Origin of the sequence: Promicromonospora sp. NFX87 (assembly GCF_048564965.1) — a bacterium.
GTDB lineage: Bacteria > Actinomycetota > Actinomycetes > Actinomycetales > Cellulomonadaceae > Promicromonospora.
The window spans coordinates 2,553,627-2,567,299 of the sequence record NZ_CP183413.1; the positions used below are offsets into that span (position 1 = coordinate 2,553,627).

Genomic DNA, 13,673 nt, shown 5'->3' on the forward strand with positions numbered 1-13,673 from the left:
GACCCGGCGTTGGTCGAGCTTGTCGAGACCTGGTGACCCCGCGAGAGGGTCTCGACAAGCTCGACCGACGGGTCGGCCGGGTAGCGGGGGCACCGAGGTCGCCTGTTCACGAGCGGGCCGGGCGTCCGCCGATGAGGGTGTAGCCGACGGCGGTGGCCGCCACGACGCAGAACACCCCCGCGGGTGCGACCGTCCCGGTCAGCAGGACCGCCGCCAGGATCGACGCGGTAGCGGCGGCGAGCTCGGGTCGCCGTCGGCGGACGGCGGTGCCCAGACCGGTCCGGTCGTTCGCCTTGGGCGTGACCACGAACCGTGCGCGGACACCGAGGCCTACCCGCAGGACCGCACGGAGCGTGACGATCGCGACGGACGCGTAGAGCAGGCCGCCGCGCAGCAGGAACAGGCACGCGGTCACCGGGCCGCTGTGGCGACTGCTGCGGATCGCCTCGGGCAGCAGGGGCACGGACCCGAGGATCCCGAGCGAGGCGCCGAGTGCGACTGGCACTCCCGGCATCCGTTCGGCCGCCGCCGCGAGGGCGAATCCGAAGAGCGCGACCATCATGACGGAGCCGACGAGCGGCGAGGCCAGGTTCAGGAACACGTCCAGCCGCCGTGCGGGGCGCAGCCGGGTGTCGAGGAGCAGGCCGCGGTCGCGGCCGAGCAGCTGCATGGCACCCTCGGTGAACTTGCCGAACTGCGTGGTGAAAGCGGTGTAGTCGGTGGGGGCGTCCTCGACGGAGACGAGATCGGGCACGTAGCGCACGGTGCGTCCCCGGCGCGCCAGCTGGAGGGTCAGTGCGGCGTCCTCGGTGACCACCTCGGGGAACCCGCCGGCGGCGCGCACCGCTCCGACGTCGAGCAGCGCACCCCGGCCGTCAAAAGCGGCGATGCCGAACCAGGCCCGGCCCGCCGAGATCGCGCGCAGGTGGGCGTCGAACATCCCGCGGAAGTCCCGGACGAACTGTGTCTCGCCCCGCCGCGAGCGGATGGCACCCTGCACCACCGCCACCTCAGGGCTTGCGTGGAGATGGCGCAGTGCCGTCCGGACGAAGTCCGGCCCGATCTCCTGGTCGGCGTCGATGATCACGACGGCGTCCACGCCTTGCGCATGGTGGCGCAGGTAGTTGTTGATGTTCCCGGCCTTGAACCCCGTGCGGTCGGCGCGGCGGACCACCTGGACGGCTCCTGCGGCGGAGCCGGCAGCGGCGGTGCCGGCCGCGAAGGCGTCCACGGCGGCCCGGGTCTCGGCGCCACGCGAGTCGTCGAGGACGACGGTCCGGGTGCGCGGGTGGGTCTGGCGCATGCTGCGTTCCACGGCGTCGGCGCGGAAGTCGTCTGCCGTCGTGCAGAGCAGGGCGACCACCAGGTCGTCGAGTTCCGGGCGGGGTCTGCGGGCTCGCATCCCGACCGAGGGGTGCGAACGCCGGGTCGCGGCGACCAAGAGCACGGCAGCTCGGATGCCGACCAGCCAGGCCGCGGCGATCGCGGCGGCGGCGAGCGCGGTCGTCGTCCAGGTCATGGGCGTCGCGGGGCGGGTCGCCGCTACCAGGACGAGCCACGCGACCGTCGCGAGGACGGCCCAGGCCACGGCGAGTGCGAGCGCGGGACCGAGTGCGGAGAGCGGTCCGGGCCTGCCTTCGCCCTGTCCGGAGCGATCGTGGGAGCGACGGCGGTGGGGTCGGAGCTCGTCGGGATTGGGGTCGTCTGGGCCGGTGGTCAGCATGCCTCTGATCCCACCGGGGGCGGGCACACGGGTCACTGGTGCGGGGGCGAGACCGGGGGTAGACCAGGCACTACCCCGAAGGTCGAGCGGGCGCTATCCCGGTCAAGATTCCGCGCAGGTACCTTGATCGAATGCGCCAACCAGACCGTCTCGCTCCCGCCCTGCGGCAGCCCGGCTACCTCGTCTCGAGGTGGCTGCTGCAGGCGTGGTTGTTCACGTCCTTGACCGCGATCATCGCGAGCCCGCTGGGGGCCACGGCCATGAGCGGCGCCATGCGGTGGCCTACGTCCTTCGGGTCATTCGCTGTGCTCCTGGCGATCATGCTGATGTTCAGCCCGCTGATCGCCCGGCTCGACCGTGGCCGGGTGCGTCGGCTGGGCGGTACGCAGATCGCGGACCCGCACTCGCCGACCGAGCTCCGCGGGCTCCGCCGCGTCGCGTTCCGGCTGCGCGAGCCCGCGACCTGGCGGGAGGTGGCTTATGTGGCAGTCGTGCTGCCGATCGGCTGGGCCGCCGCGGCGGCCCACATAGCCGCCGTGTGGGCCATCTTCATGGTCTTCGCGGTTCCCCAGTACTGGATGAACGGCGACGCCGCCTGGGTCGACAACGCGTCCGGCGTCGTCCTCGGGTTCCTCGCCGCGATCGTCACCATCCCGGCCATGGGCTACGTCCTCGGCCTGCTCGCGCTCCTGCAGGCGGCCCTGGCGCGGGCTCTCCTGGCGCCGCGCGGCCCCGAGCTGCGTCACCAGATCGAGCGGCTCACTGCCTCGCGGACGAGCCTGGTCCGGTCGTTCGAGGGCGATCTGCGGCGCATCGAGCGCGACCTGCACGACGGCGTGCAGCAGAAGCTCGTGACGCTGACGATCGCTCTGGGCTCGGCCGAGCTGGACGCCGCCGACCTGGCCCGGGAGGGCCTCGACGTCGGGCGCCTGCACGGCCACCTGAGTCGCGCCCACGATCTCGCCGAAGCCGCGCTCGAGGATCTCCGCTCGACGGTCCGCGCCATCCATCCGCGAGTGCTCGCCGACCACGGCCTGACGGCGGCCGTGCACGAGCTGACCTCCCGGATGCCGGTCCCGGTGGTGCTGGCGAGCACCGTCGAGGACCGCTTCGACCCAGAGATCGAGCTCTGCGCCTATTTCGTCGTCAGCGAGGCCCTGACGAACGTCGCGCGGCACAGCCAGGCGGGGAGGGCGCGGGTGGTGCTCGCTCGCGACGGCGAGCTGCTGACGGTCCGGGTGCACGACGACGGCCTCGGCGGGGCCGACTTCGGGTCGGGCGCCAGCTCGGGCGCAGGCTCGGGAACCGGCCTCGTCGGGCTCCGCGAGCGGGCAGAGGCCGCGGGCGGCAGTCTGACGGTGGCCAGCCCGCCCGGCGGGCCGACAACGGTAGGCCTGCTCCTGCCGGCCCGCGCGCGGGCGGCCGCGCCGGACGCCGAGTCGCGAACGGCCGAGCAGCGAACGGCCGAGCCGCGAACAGCCCAGCCGCCGTCCGCCCCGCAGAACGTGACGGAGACTGTGTGACATGCGGATAGTGCTGGCCGAGGACTCGATCCTGCTCCGCGACGGCCTGGTCGGGCTGCTCGAACGGGTGGGGCACGAGGTGGTGCACGTGACCGACAACGCCGACGAGCTGGTCCGGCTCGTGCTGGCGGACGGTGCCCACGGCGAGCTGCCCGACCTGGTGATCACCGACGTCCGCATGCCGCCGCGGCTGCAGAACGACGGCATCGACGCGGCGGTGGAGCTCCGGCGCCACCATCCCGCGCTGCCGGTGGTGCTGCTGTCGCAGTACGTCGCCGACGCCTATGCGCGCGACCTGCTCGCGGGCTCTTCGGGCGGGATCGGCTACCTGCTCAAGGACCGGATCGGTCGCGTGAGCGATGTCATGACCTCGCTGGAGGTCGTAGCGGCCGGCGGCACGGTCATCGACCCGCAGATCGTCCGGTCGCTGCTCGACCGGAGCTCGTCGCCGCTCGACACCCTGACGCCGCGCGAACGCGAGGTGCTCGCGCTGATGGCGGAGGGCAGGGCGAACCCGGAGATCGCCCGGCGGCTCGTCGTGAGCGACGCGGCCGTCGCCAAGCACATCGGCAACGTGTTCGCCAAGCTGGGGCTCGCCACGGACGACGCGGGCCACCGGCGTGTCCGGGCGGTGCTCGCGTACCTGCGCGGATGACCGGACCCGCCGGATGGCGGGGGATCGACGCCGAGCCGGCACCGTTCGGCGGATGTGTTCCACGCACCCCGGGGCAGAGACTGGGAGAGCGCGCACAACCTGGTGCGCAGCATGGAACGAAGGAGTTCTCGTGGCCGAGACCTTGAAGAGGCCCCCGTTCGACCCGGAGCTCGAGGCGGCGCTCACGCTGCTGGCCGACCAGATGCCGCCGACCTTCACACCCGAGATGATCCCGCTGATGCGGCAGGGTGCTCTCGCGCCCGACGCGGGCGTGGACGACCTGATCGCCCAGGCGGACGTCGAACGCCGTGACGTGACCATCGCCGGGCACGAGGGCGACGAGATAGTGGTCAGCGTGCTGCGGCGCACGGGCCGTACCGGCGTCGGGCCGGGGATCTATCACGTGCACGGCGGCGGGATGATCTTCGCCGGCCGGTTCCTCGGCGTGGAGCAGATGCTGGACTGGATCACCGACCTCGACGCCGTCGTGGTCACCGTCGAGTACCGCGTCGCGCCGGAGTTCCCCGACCCGTACCCGGTCCGGGACTGCTACGCGGGCCTCGTGTGGACGGCGGAGCACGCCGAGGAGCTCGGCATCGACCCGGACCGCCTGATCATCGCCGGCGGCAGCGCGGGCGGCGGCCTGGCCGCGGGCACCGCGCTGATCGCCCGCGACGAGGACGGCCCCGCCCTGGCCGGACAGCTGCTGATCTGCCCCATGCTGGACGACCGGGACCAGACGGTCTCCACCCGGCAGATCGACGGGATCGGTGTCTGGGACCGCGGCTCGAACGTCACCGGCTGGTCGGCGCTCCTGGGCGACCGGCGCGGCACCGACGACGTCTCGATCTACGCGGCGCCCGCGCGGGCGACCGACCTGTCCGGGCTGCCGCCCGCGTTCATCGACTGCGGCAGCGCCGAGGTCTTCCGCGACGAGGACGTCGCCTACGCCACCGCGCTCTGGGCCGCCGGCGTGCAGGCCGAGCTGCACGTCTGGGCCGGCGGGTTCCACGGCTTCGACATGATGGCGCCGCACAGCGCGCTGGCCAAGTCGGCACGCGCGGCGCGGGACGCCTGGGTGGCACGGACGCTCGGCGCCTGAGCTTCGCCTAGGGTTGTCCCACACGCGCGATGGAGCGAACTATGCAAGAGCTCGTGGGACGGCTGACCGCACTCGATCCCGAGGCCAGCGAGACCCTCAAGGTGGTGGCCTACTTCGACGTGCTGGTCGCGGGCGGCGTAGGGCTCCAGCCGCTGCTGCGCGGCGCGGCGGTGCTCAGCGGGACGGTCGTGGGCGCGTTCGACGGCCGGCGGACCCATCGCATCGGGCCCGACGGCGGTCGGCCCGCCGAGGGCGCCGGGCCCGCCGGCCCTCGGCCCGACTGGCCGACGCGCAGCACCAGCACCGGAAAGGTCTGGCTGGAGCGCGACGGCTCGCCGCACGCCAACGACGGGATGGTCATCGAACGGCTGGCGCTCGCGGTCGAGCTCGTCGAGGCGCGCCGTCCGGGGCGCCGGGACAGCTCCCTGGAGACGGCCCTCGACGCCGCCCGCGACGTCGAGGAGCGCCGGGTCGCGCTGTCCCGGCTCCGGCTCGACCCCGCGCGCCTCGTCCGCGTGGTGGCGCACCCGGTCGCCCACCCGGTCGCGTACCGGGCGGAGGTGGCCCCGTCGACGATCGTGGCGACCCCCTGCGGCCTGGTGCGTGCGGTGGTCCTCGGCCGGGACGTGGAGGTCTCCGGCCCGGCCGGGGTGGGCGTCCCGCTCCGCGCGGACGAGCTCCCCGAGTCCTTCCGGACGGCGGTCCTCGCGCTGCGGCTTCTTCCCGAGAGCGACGCCGTCGTGGACGCCGCCGCCCTCGGGATCCTGCTGTCCGCCGTCAGCGCGCTGGAGCCGGTCGCCGCCGAGCAGCCGGACGTCGTCGCGCTGGCGCGGCTCGACGCGCGCGCCCGCGCGGTGCTCGACGAGCTCGCGGCGGCCGAGAGCGTCCGTGCCGCGGCGGCGGCGCTGGGCATGCACCACTCGACGCTTCAGGCACGCCACGACGCCCTGACGAACGACCTCGGCTACGACCCGCGGTCCCTGGACGGACGGGCGCGGTTCCGGCTGGCGCGCCTGCTGCTGCGCCTCGTCGACTGAGCTGACGAGACCAACGTCGGCGCTAGACGAACGCCCCGAGGAGCAGCACGACCAGCAGCGCCACCACGGAGAGCACCGACTCCATGAGCGACCACGTCTTGAACGTCTGGCCGACGGTCATGCCGAAGTACTCCTTGACGAGCCAGAACCCGGCGTCGTTCACGTGGGAGAGGAAGACCGAACCCGCGCCGATGGCGAGCACGAGCAGGGCGGCGTGCGTCGGCTCGAGGCCGGCGGCCAGGGGCGCCATGATGCCCGCCGCGGTGATCGTCGCGACCGTGGCCGACCCGGTGGCGATCCGGATGAGGGCGGCCACCATCCAGCCGGCCAGCAGCGGGGTGATCCCGGCGTCCGCGATGCCCGAGGCGATGACCTCGCCGACCCCCGAGTCCACGAGGGTCTGCTTGAAGCCACCACCGGCGCCGACGATGAGCAGGATGCCGGCGATCGGCGCGAACGACGAGCCGACCAGGTCGCCGAGCTGCTGGCGCGTGCGCCCGACGGCGGTGCCGAAGGCGAACAGGGCGAACAGCGAGGTCAGGAGCAGCGCGACGAGCGGCTCGCCGAGGAACTCCAGCACGGTCCCGTAGCCCGTCTCGGTGGCGCCCGCGATCTCGACGACGGACCGCGCCAGCATGAGGATCACGGGCAGCAGCACGACCAGCACGGACATGCCGAACGTGGGCTTGCGCAGGCCCGCGGTGGCGTTCGACGGGCCGCCGTCACCGGGTGCGCCGTCGCCGTCGGACATACCCAGGACGCTGACGGGCGGCGCGAGCCGCACCCAGCGGGTGAGCGGGACGGCGAGCAGCGGGCCGGCGACGATCACCGTCGGGACCGCGACGAGCAGGCCGAGCCCGAGCGTCAGGCCCAGGTCGGCCCCGAGGGCCTCGATGGCCAGGAGCGGGCCCGGGTGCGGGGGCACCAGGCCGTGCAGCGCGGACAGGCCGGCGAGCGCCGGGATGCCGACCAGCACGGGGTTGGTGCGCATGCGGCGCGCCACGATCATCACCACGGGGATGAGCAGCACGACGCCCACCTCGAAGAACAGGGGGATGCCGACGACGAACGCGATGAGCGCCATGGCCCAGGGGAGCCGCTTCGCGGGCGTCCTGTCGAGGATCGTGTCGACTATGCGGTCGGCGCCGCCCGAGTCGATGAGCAGCTTGCCGATGATCGCGCCGAGCGCGATGAGCACGCCGACGCCGGCGACCGTGGACCCGAGGCCCGCGGAGAAGCTGGTGAACGTGTCGGTGAGGCCGATGCCCGCCGTGACCGCGAGCACGCCGGACCCGAGCACGAGGGCCAGGAACGGGTGCACCTTGAGCCAGACGATGAGCACGATGATGACGGCGATCCCGGCGACGGCGGCGATGACGAGCTGCGGCGTCGAGGCGGTCGGCTCGGCCGCTGCCGCGGCCTGGGGGAGTGCGGCTGCTGCGCCCTGGGCGAGCAGGGTGGTGGTGTGGAACATCAGTGGTCCTCGTGCTCGGTGCTGGTTTCGGTGGCAGGTGCGTCGGCGGGCTCGCCGAGCAGGCGGAGGGCCTCCTCGACGATCTGGTCCGGCCGCGGGGTGACGTCGACGGCGAACCCGGGCTCGTCGTCCGCGAGGGGTTCGAGGGCGGCGAGCTGGCTGTCGAGCATCTCGGGCTTCATGAAGTGCCCGGCCCGCCCCTGGATGCGCTCGCGCAGCAGGTCGTAGGAGCCGGTGAGGTGCACGAACTGCACGGTGCCCGCCGTGCCGTCGCCGGCGGTCTCCAGCAGGTCGCGGTAGCTGCGGCGCAGGGCGCTGCACGGCACGACGGCGCTCCGGCCCGCCGCGAGCTCCTTGGCGAACCAGTCGCGGATCCCGTTCAGCCACGGCCAGCGGTCGTCGTCCACCAGGGGGTGCCCGGCGGCCATCTTGGCGACGTTCGCGGGGGAGTGGAAGTCGTCTCCCTCGGCGAACGACGCGCCGAGCCGGCCGGCCAGGAGGGCCGCGACCGTCGTCTTGCCCGATCCGGCCACGCCCATGACGACGATCGCCCGGGGTGTGCGGTCCGTCCCGCTGGTGGCTGTTCCGCTACTGAGCGGCCCGCTGGTTGGCTGGGCCGAGAACTTCGCTGTCTCGGTGACGTCTGTGTCCATCTCCCTATCCTCACCCATTGATGACACCATTAACGCGTGATTAATGTCACCAATAGGCGAAGTAGAGCATGTGTGAAGTAGAGCGTGTGTCCGGACAGGCGCTCTACTTCGGCAGCGGACGACGGCCCTGTCGCCGCCGCTCACGAGCGCCGCACCCGGCCTGGCCGCGGAGCGCTCTAGTCTTGGAGGATGTCCCCAGTGCTGCACGGCCCCGTCCTCGACGCCCTGGGCCGTCGCATCACCGCAGGCGGGCTGCCTGCCGGGGCGTCGCTGACGCTGGACGGGATCGGGGCGGAGTTCGGGGTGTCGCGCACCGTGGCGCGGGAGGCGATGCGGCTCCTCGAAGGGCTCGGGCTGGTTCGTTCCGGGCCGCGCGTCGGCATCGTCGTCCTGCCGCACGACGCGTGGAACGTGCTCGACCCCCGGGTCATCGAGTGGCGGCTGGCCGGGCCTGGCCGCGCGTCGCAGCTGCGTTCGCTCACCGAGCTGCGCCAGGCGGTCGAGCCGCTCGCCGCCGCCTGCACCGCACGCGCGGCCACCGCCGCCGTCCGCGACGAGCTGGTCGGTATCGCGCGCCGGATGCGCGAGCTCGGCGAGGCGGGCAAGGGCGACGGCGAGGAGTTCCTGGCGCTGGACATCGAGATGCACGAGCTCCTCCTGCGCTCCAGCGGCAACGAGCTGTTCAGCGCGCTCGCCGACGTCGTCGCCGTCGTCATCTCCGGACGCACCCACCTTGGCCTGATGCCCGCCTACCCCGAGCCGGAGGCACTCGACGCGCACGAGGCGGTCGCCGCCGCGGTGGCCCGGGGCGACGGCCCTGCCGCCGAGGAGGCGATGGCGCGGATCGTGCGCGAGGTGCGCGGCGCGCTCGGCGAGAGCCGGGCGCTCAAGCCCTGACCGCTCCAACTCCGGTGGTTTCAGCAACTGCTAAAGTCATGGGGTGGACACGCAGCCGCTCTACGCGATCAAGGCGGAGCTCTTCAAGAGCCTGGCCCATCCGGTCCGCATCCAGGTGCTCGAGGTGCTCGCCGCCGAGCCGGGCCTGGCGGCGCCGGTCTCGCGGCTGCTGGGGGTGACCGGCGCCGAACCGTCCGCGCTGTCCCAGCATCTCGCCGTCCTCAAGCGCGTGGGCGTCGTCGAGTCGAGCCGCTCGGGCAACGCCGTCCACTACCGGCTCGCCGAACCGCTCGTCGCCGAGCTGCTCGTGGTCGCGCGCGCCTTCCTGCTGCGGCGCCTCGCCGGCCTCGACGCCGACGACGGCCGGCTCGCCACCGCGCGCCACCTGCCCGCTCTGCCCGGGGCGAGTGCTCGCGCGGTCCTGGAGGCGGCGCTCACGGAGCTGGCTCCGATCGAGCCTGCTCCGGCCGAGCCGGTGCAGCGGTGACCCTACGCGGCGCGCTCGCCCGGCTGGACGTACGCGACCTGCTCCCGCGGCGCGACGACTACGAGCTGCGGCTCCGGACGGTCGGCGCCGACCTGCTCGCCGGGCTGACCGTGGGCGTCGTCGCACTGCCGCTCGCGCTCGCGTTCGGCGTGAGCTCCGGCGTCGGGCCGGCCGCGGGCCTGGTGACCGCCGTCGTCGCGGGGGTCGTCGCGGCGGTGTTCGGCGGGTCCCGGTTCCAGGTGTCCGGCCCGACGGGTGCCATGGCGGTCGTGCTCGCGCCCGTCGTCGCCGAGCACGGAATCGCCTCCGTCGCCCTGGTCACGGTGCTCGGCGGGCTGATCGTCCTGGCCGCCGGGTTGCTGCGGCTCGGGCGGACGGTCACGTTCATCCCGTGGCCGGTGGTCGAGGGGTTCACGCTCGGGATCGCCGCGATCATCTTCCTGCAGCAGGTCCCCGCCGCCGTCGGACAGGACGCGGTCCCTGGTGGCAACACCCTCCTGACCGCGCTGCGCACGGTCGCGGAGGCGGCCGGTGCCCTCGACGCCCTCGCCCTGGACGCGACCACGCTCTGGTCGCTCGCGATCGTGGTGCTCGTCGCCGCGATCATGCTCGTCCTGCCCCGCCTGCACGGCGCGATCCCCGCCTCCCTGGTGGCCGTCGTGGTCGCGACGGCGCTCGCCGAGGCCACGGGAGCGCCGGTCGCCCACATCGGCGCCCTGCCCGACACCCTCCCCGTCCCGGTCCTGCCCGGCGTCAGCGTGGCCGCCGTCGGAGACCTGCTCGGCGCTGCCGTCGCTGTCGCGGCCCTGGCCGCCATCGAGTCGCTGCTGTCCGCGCGGGTCGCCGCGTCGATGTCCCCCGGCGGCTCGGTCTACGAACCCGACCGCGAGCTGGTCGGGCAGGGCCTCGCGTCCGTCGCCTCCGGGGTGTTCGGCGGCATGCCCGCCACGGGCGCCATCGCGCGCACGGCGGTCAACGTGCGTTCCGGGGCGCGCACCCGCCTGGCCGCCGTCGTGCACGCACTGGTGATCCTCGCCGTCATCTACCTGGCGACCGGACCCGTGAGCCGCATCCCGCTCGCCGCGCTCGCGGGCGTCCTCATGGTCACCTCGTTCCGCATGATCGGCGCGCGCACCATCCGGTCCGTGCTGCGCTCGACCCGGTCCGATGCCGCCACGTTCGTCGTCACGGCAGTCATCACGGTGACGTTCGACCTCATCGAGGCCGTCCAGATCGGGCTGGTCGTCGCGGCGTTCTTCGCTCTGCGACGCCTGGCCCGTGCCTCGTCCGTGCACCGCGAGCCGCTCCCCGGCGTCGCGCACGAGGGGGACGAGCACATCGCGCTGTTCCGGCTGGACGGCGCCATGTTCTTCGGGGCGTCCGACCGGATCCTCGGGGAGGTCACCGACACCTCGGTACGCGAGAACGTCCTGGTCGTCATCCTGCGCCTGTCCCAGCTCGGCATGGTCGACGCCACGGGAGCGCGAGCCCTCGCCGAGCTCGTCGCGGCACTCGAGCAGCGCGGCATCACGGTCCTGGTCAAGGGCGTGCAGCCCCGGCACCGCAAGCTCATGACCACGGTCGGCGTGCTGGACGAGCTCAGGCACGAGAACCACCTCTTCAGCACGCTGGGGGACGCCGTCGCACACGGCCGCTCCCACGTGCGCCGCGCCGCGCAGGGCATCGACGTACCGCAGCTCGACGGGCGTCGCTGACCAGGAGTCAGCGCAGCGCTGCCAGCAGCGGGAGGCGGACGGCGGGCGGCAGCGGGCCGTCGTCCGGCCGCGCGCTGATGGACCGCAGCTGCAGCGCCACGAACCGGCGCGAGGCGGCCACCACCGCCTCGCGGGAGGTCGCCCTGATGCCGGAGTTGGCCATGATCAGCATGACGAGGTCGTCCAGCACGAAGTCGCGGCGCAGACCGCCCGCGTCCTTGGCCCGCCGGATCAGCCCGGACAGCGCCCGCAGGGCCCGGCTGCGCTCCTGGGCGAAGTCGACGGCCTGGGGGAACGCCGAGACGAACGCGGCGGTGAAGCCGCGGTCCTCGGCGTGCATGGCGGACACCTGCTCGATCACCGTACGCAGCCCGCGCCACGGGTCCGGGTCGGCGACGGCGGCGTCGACCAGCGCGTTGCAGGCCGCCATCTGCTCCCGGAACGTCTCGGTGACCAGCGCCTCCTTGGTCGGGAACCGCCGGTACAGCGTCGCCGGGCCGACGCCGGCGCGGCGGGCCACCTCCCGCATCGGGACGTCGATGCCCTCCTCCGCGAAGATCGTGCGCGCCACCTGGAGGATGCGGTCGCGGTTGTCGCGGGCGTCGGAGCGCAGCTCGTGCGCGGTGGGCGCGGCGACGGTCGTCCCCGCGGCCTCGGACTGGTGCTCGGTCATGTCTCTCGCTTCGCCGAAACGGACGGGGTGTTCCACTCGCGCGACCATGCTCCCACGGCTGGCCGACATCGGGACAGGCACCGGGGCTCCGGCCCGCCGAAAAAGATCGCACGACACCCGGCGCCTTGCGACACTCCGACGATGCATATCAACCGAGTGCAGCCCGAGGGTCTGCACCCCACACCGGGCTACCACCACGTGACCATCGTCGAATCAGGCCGGACCGCCTACCTCGCGGGCCAGTGCCCGCTCGACGAGTCCGCCACCCTCGTCGGGCCCGGCGACCTCCTGGCGCAGACGGACCAGGTCGTGACCAACGCCCTGGCCGCCCTGTCGGCCGCCGGAGCGACGCCGAGCGACGTCGTCCGCTCCGTCATCTACGTGGCGAGCGGCGAGCGGGCCGACCTGTCCGCCGTCTGGCAGCGGCTCAACGAAGGCCCGCTCGCGCAGGCCTTCACCACCACGAGCACCCTCCTGGGGGTCGCCGCCCTCGGGTTCCCCGGTCAGCTCGTCGAGGTCGACCTGACGGCGGCGCTCGCGGGCTGACCCGCCGTCCGCCACTGCCGCGAGATGACCATGCGCTTCCTGCCAGACCGGGCCGGATCCTGGCAGGAAGTGCATGGTCATCTCTGGCGGCCGGCGGGCCGGCCGGGACAGTCCCGGATCAATTCTGGAGCAGCACCTTGATGGCGCGCCGCTCGTCCATCGCGCGGTAGGCCTCGGCCACGTCGGCCAGCGGCAGGGTGAGGTCGAAGACCTTGCCCGGGTCGATCTCACGCTTCCACACCAGGTCCAGCAGGTGCGGAAGGTACTCGCGCACGGGGGCGACCCCGCCGCGGACGCCCTTGTTGCCCCAGAACAGCGTGTCGGTGGGCAGGTCCCCGTGCGGGACGCCGACCAGGCCGATCATCCCGCCGGGGCGCACGAGGCCCACCGACTGCGCGCGTGCCTCCTCGGTGCCCACGCACTCCAGCACGGCGTCCGCGCCGATGCCCTCGGTCAGCTCGAGGACCTTGGCGAGCCCCTCCTCGCCTCGCTCGGCGACGACGTGGGTGGCGCCGAACTCCTTCGCCACCTTCTGGCGGGACTCGTGCCGGCTCATGGCGATGATCGTCGTCGCGCCGAGCTGCGCCGCGGCGAGCACACCGCTCAGCCCGACGGCGCCGTCGCCGACCACCACGACGCTCGAACCCGGTCCGACGCCGGCGGAGACTGCCGCGTGCCAGCCCGTGCACATCACGTCGGAGAGGCTCAGCAGGCTCGGGATCAGGTCGGCGTCCGGCTCGCCGGGCGTGGCGATCAGGGTGCCGTCCGCGTTCGGGATGCGGATCTTCTCGGCCTGGCAGCCGTCGAAGCCGCCCCCGTGCAGGCAGTTGGCCTGCATGCCCTTGCGGCACACGGCACAGGTGTTGTCGCTGTGCAGGAACCCGCCGACGACGAAGTCACCGGGCTGGACGGTCGTGACCGCGGTACCGACCTGCTCGACGACGCCCACGTACTCGTGCCCGATCGGCGTCGGCCGCTTGACCTGGGAGATGCCGCGGTAGCGCCACAGGTCCGAGCCGCACACGCAGGCGGCGACGGTCCGGATGACGGCGTCGGTGGGTTCCACGATGACGGGGTCGGGCCGCTCCTCGAAGCGGACGTCACCGGGCGCATGAATGATTGCTCCTCGCATGTGCCCATTCAACACGTACCGCGGGGATGAGGGAGGGTCCACCGTTACCTGTCTGG

The 13,673-nt window shown here is 73.3% G+C and carries 13 protein-coding genes; 8 read left to right on the forward strand and 5 right to left on the reverse strand.

Annotated features, from left to right (window positions below):
• Nucleotides 1-106 precede the first annotated feature (106 nt).
• On the reverse strand, nucleotides 107-1,723 hold the full coding sequence (locus tag ACNYC2_RS11380) for a glycosyltransferase family 2 protein (RefSeq protein WP_419707122.1): 1,617 nt from the start codon (nucleotides 1,721-1,723) through the stop codon (nucleotides 107-109).
• Nucleotides 1,724-1,854: 131 nt separating this feature from the next.
• Here ACNYC2_RS11380 and ACNYC2_RS11385 point away from each other — a divergent pair, with 131 nt between their 5' ends.
• From ACNYC2_RS11385 to ACNYC2_RS11400, 4 genes are all read left to right on the forward strand, one after another.
• Entirely contained in the window at nucleotides 1,855-3,246 is a 1,392-nt protein-coding gene (locus ACNYC2_RS11385) for a sensor domain-containing protein (protein WP_419707123.1), read from the forward strand.
• A gap of 1 nt (nucleotide 3,247) precedes the next feature.
• Entirely contained in the window at nucleotides 3,248-3,901 is a 654-nt protein-coding gene (locus tag ACNYC2_RS11390; protein WP_419707124.1) for a response regulator, read from the forward strand.
• A 130-nt stretch (nucleotides 3,902-4,031) separates the two neighbouring features.
• Nucleotides 4,032-5,003, forward strand: a complete 972-nt coding sequence (locus ACNYC2_RS11395) for an alpha/beta hydrolase (RefSeq protein ID WP_419707125.1) — start codon at nucleotides 4,032-4,034, stop codon at nucleotides 5,001-5,003.
• A gap of 41 nt (nucleotides 5,004-5,044) precedes the next feature.
• A complete protein-coding gene (locus tag ACNYC2_RS11400) occupies nucleotides 5,045-6,040 on the forward strand; it encodes a hypothetical protein (protein ID WP_419707126.1) in 996 nt (331 codons plus the stop codon).
• Between the two features lie 22 nt (nucleotides 6,041-6,062).
• Here the strand turns inward: ACNYC2_RS11400 and ACNYC2_RS11405 are convergent, their stop codons facing one another.
• The gene (locus ACNYC2_RS11405; protein ID WP_419707127.1) at nucleotides 6,063-7,514 is read right to left on the reverse strand and encodes a gluconate:H+ symporter; all 1,452 of its coding nucleotides are present in this window, start codon (nucleotides 7,512-7,514) and stop codon (nucleotides 6,063-6,065) included.
• Nucleotides 7,514-8,167, reverse strand: a complete 654-nt coding sequence (locus ACNYC2_RS11410) for a gluconokinase (RefSeq protein WP_419707128.1) — start codon at nucleotides 8,165-8,167, stop codon at nucleotides 7,514-7,516. The genes ACNYC2_RS11405 and ACNYC2_RS11410 overlap by 1 nt, the downstream gene beginning before the upstream one ends.
• A gap of 189 nt (nucleotides 8,168-8,356) precedes the next feature.
• Here ACNYC2_RS11410 and ACNYC2_RS11415 point away from each other — a divergent pair, with 189 nt between their 5' ends.
• Genes ACNYC2_RS11415 through ACNYC2_RS11425 form a run of 3 tightly spaced genes read left to right on the forward strand, consistent with a single transcriptional unit; the run spans nucleotide 8,357 to nucleotide 11,266 of the window.
• Nucleotides 8,357-9,064 carry a FadR/GntR family transcriptional regulator gene (locus ACNYC2_RS11415; RefSeq protein ID WP_419707129.1) on the forward strand — a complete coding sequence of 236 codons (708 nt, stop codon included), beginning with the start codon at nucleotides 8,357-8,359 and terminating at the stop codon, nucleotides 9,062-9,064.
• 43 nt (nucleotides 9,065-9,107) lie between these two features.
• Complete coding sequence (locus ACNYC2_RS11420) at nucleotides 9,108-9,551, forward strand: ArsR/SmtB family transcription factor (RefSeq protein WP_419707130.1); 444 nt, start codon at nucleotides 9,108-9,110, stop codon at nucleotides 9,549-9,551.
• The gene (locus ACNYC2_RS11425) at nucleotides 9,548-11,266 is read left to right on the forward strand and encodes a SulP family inorganic anion transporter (RefSeq protein ID WP_419707131.1); all 1,719 of its coding nucleotides are present in this window, start codon (nucleotides 9,548-9,550) and stop codon (nucleotides 11,264-11,266) included. The genes ACNYC2_RS11420 and ACNYC2_RS11425 overlap by 4 nt, the downstream gene beginning before the upstream one ends.
• A gap of 7 nt (nucleotides 11,267-11,273) precedes the next feature.
• Here ACNYC2_RS11425 and ACNYC2_RS11430 read toward each other — a convergent pair whose 3' ends face one another.
• Nucleotides 11,274-11,939, reverse strand: a complete 666-nt coding sequence (locus ACNYC2_RS11430) for a TetR/AcrR family transcriptional regulator (protein WP_419707132.1) — start codon at nucleotides 11,937-11,939, stop codon at nucleotides 11,274-11,276.
• Nucleotides 11,940-12,080: 141 nt separating this feature from the next.
• Between ACNYC2_RS11430 and ACNYC2_RS11435 the strand changes: the two genes are divergently transcribed.
• Nucleotides 12,081-12,485 (forward strand): RidA family protein, encoded by a 405-nt coding sequence (locus ACNYC2_RS11435; protein WP_419707133.1) that lies wholly within the window; start codon nucleotides 12,081-12,083, stop codon nucleotides 12,483-12,485.
• Nucleotides 12,486-12,603: 118 nt separating this feature from the next.
• On the opposite strand, the gene ACNYC2_RS11440 is transcribed toward ACNYC2_RS11435, so the two are convergent.
• Nucleotides 12,604-13,617, reverse strand: coding sequence for a zinc-dependent alcohol dehydrogenase family protein (locus tag ACNYC2_RS11440; protein ID WP_419707134.1), 1,014 nt, complete (start codon nucleotides 13,615-13,617; stop codon nucleotides 12,604-12,606).
• Nucleotides 13,618-13,673: the final 56 nt, after the last annotated feature.

Excerpts from the sequence above, each read along its gene's own strand:
- ACNYC2_RS11435 (WP_419707133.1), top strand. The coding sequence starts at position 12,081 with ATGCATATCAACCGAGTGCAGCCCGAGGGTCTGCACCCCACACCGGGC.
- ACNYC2_RS11390 (WP_419707124.1), top strand. The coding sequence starts at position 3,248 with ATGCGGATAGTGCTGGCCGAGGACTCGATCCTGCTCCGCGACGGCCTG.
- ACNYC2_RS11410 (WP_419707128.1), bottom strand. The coding sequence starts at position 8,167 with ATGGACACAGACGTCACCGAGACAGCGAAGTTCTCGGCCCAGCCAACC.
- ACNYC2_RS11380 (WP_419707122.1), bottom strand. The coding sequence starts at position 1,723 with ATGCTGACCACCGGCCCAGACGACCCCAATCCCGACGAGCTCCGACCC.
- ACNYC2_RS11440 (WP_419707134.1), bottom strand. The coding sequence starts at position 13,617 with ATGCGAGGAGCAATCATTCATGCGCCCGGTGACGTCCGCTTCGAGGAG.
- ACNYC2_RS11415 (WP_419707129.1), top strand. The coding sequence starts at position 8,357 with ATGTCCCCAGTGCTGCACGGCCCCGTCCTCGACGCCCTGGGCCGTCGC.
- ACNYC2_RS11400 (WP_419707126.1), top strand. The coding sequence starts at position 5,045 with ATGCAAGAGCTCGTGGGACGGCTGACCGCACTCGATCCCGAGGCCAGC.
- ACNYC2_RS11430 (WP_419707132.1), bottom strand. The coding sequence starts at position 11,939 with ATGACCGAGCACCAGTCCGAGGCCGCGGGGACGACCGTCGCCGCGCCC.
- ACNYC2_RS11405 (WP_419707127.1), bottom strand. The coding sequence starts at position 7,514 with ATGTTCCACACCACCACCCTGCTCGCCCAGGGCGCAGCAGCCGCACTC.
- ACNYC2_RS11385 (WP_419707123.1), top strand. The coding sequence starts at position 1,855 with ATGCGCCAACCAGACCGTCTCGCTCCCGCCCTGCGGCAGCCCGGCTAC.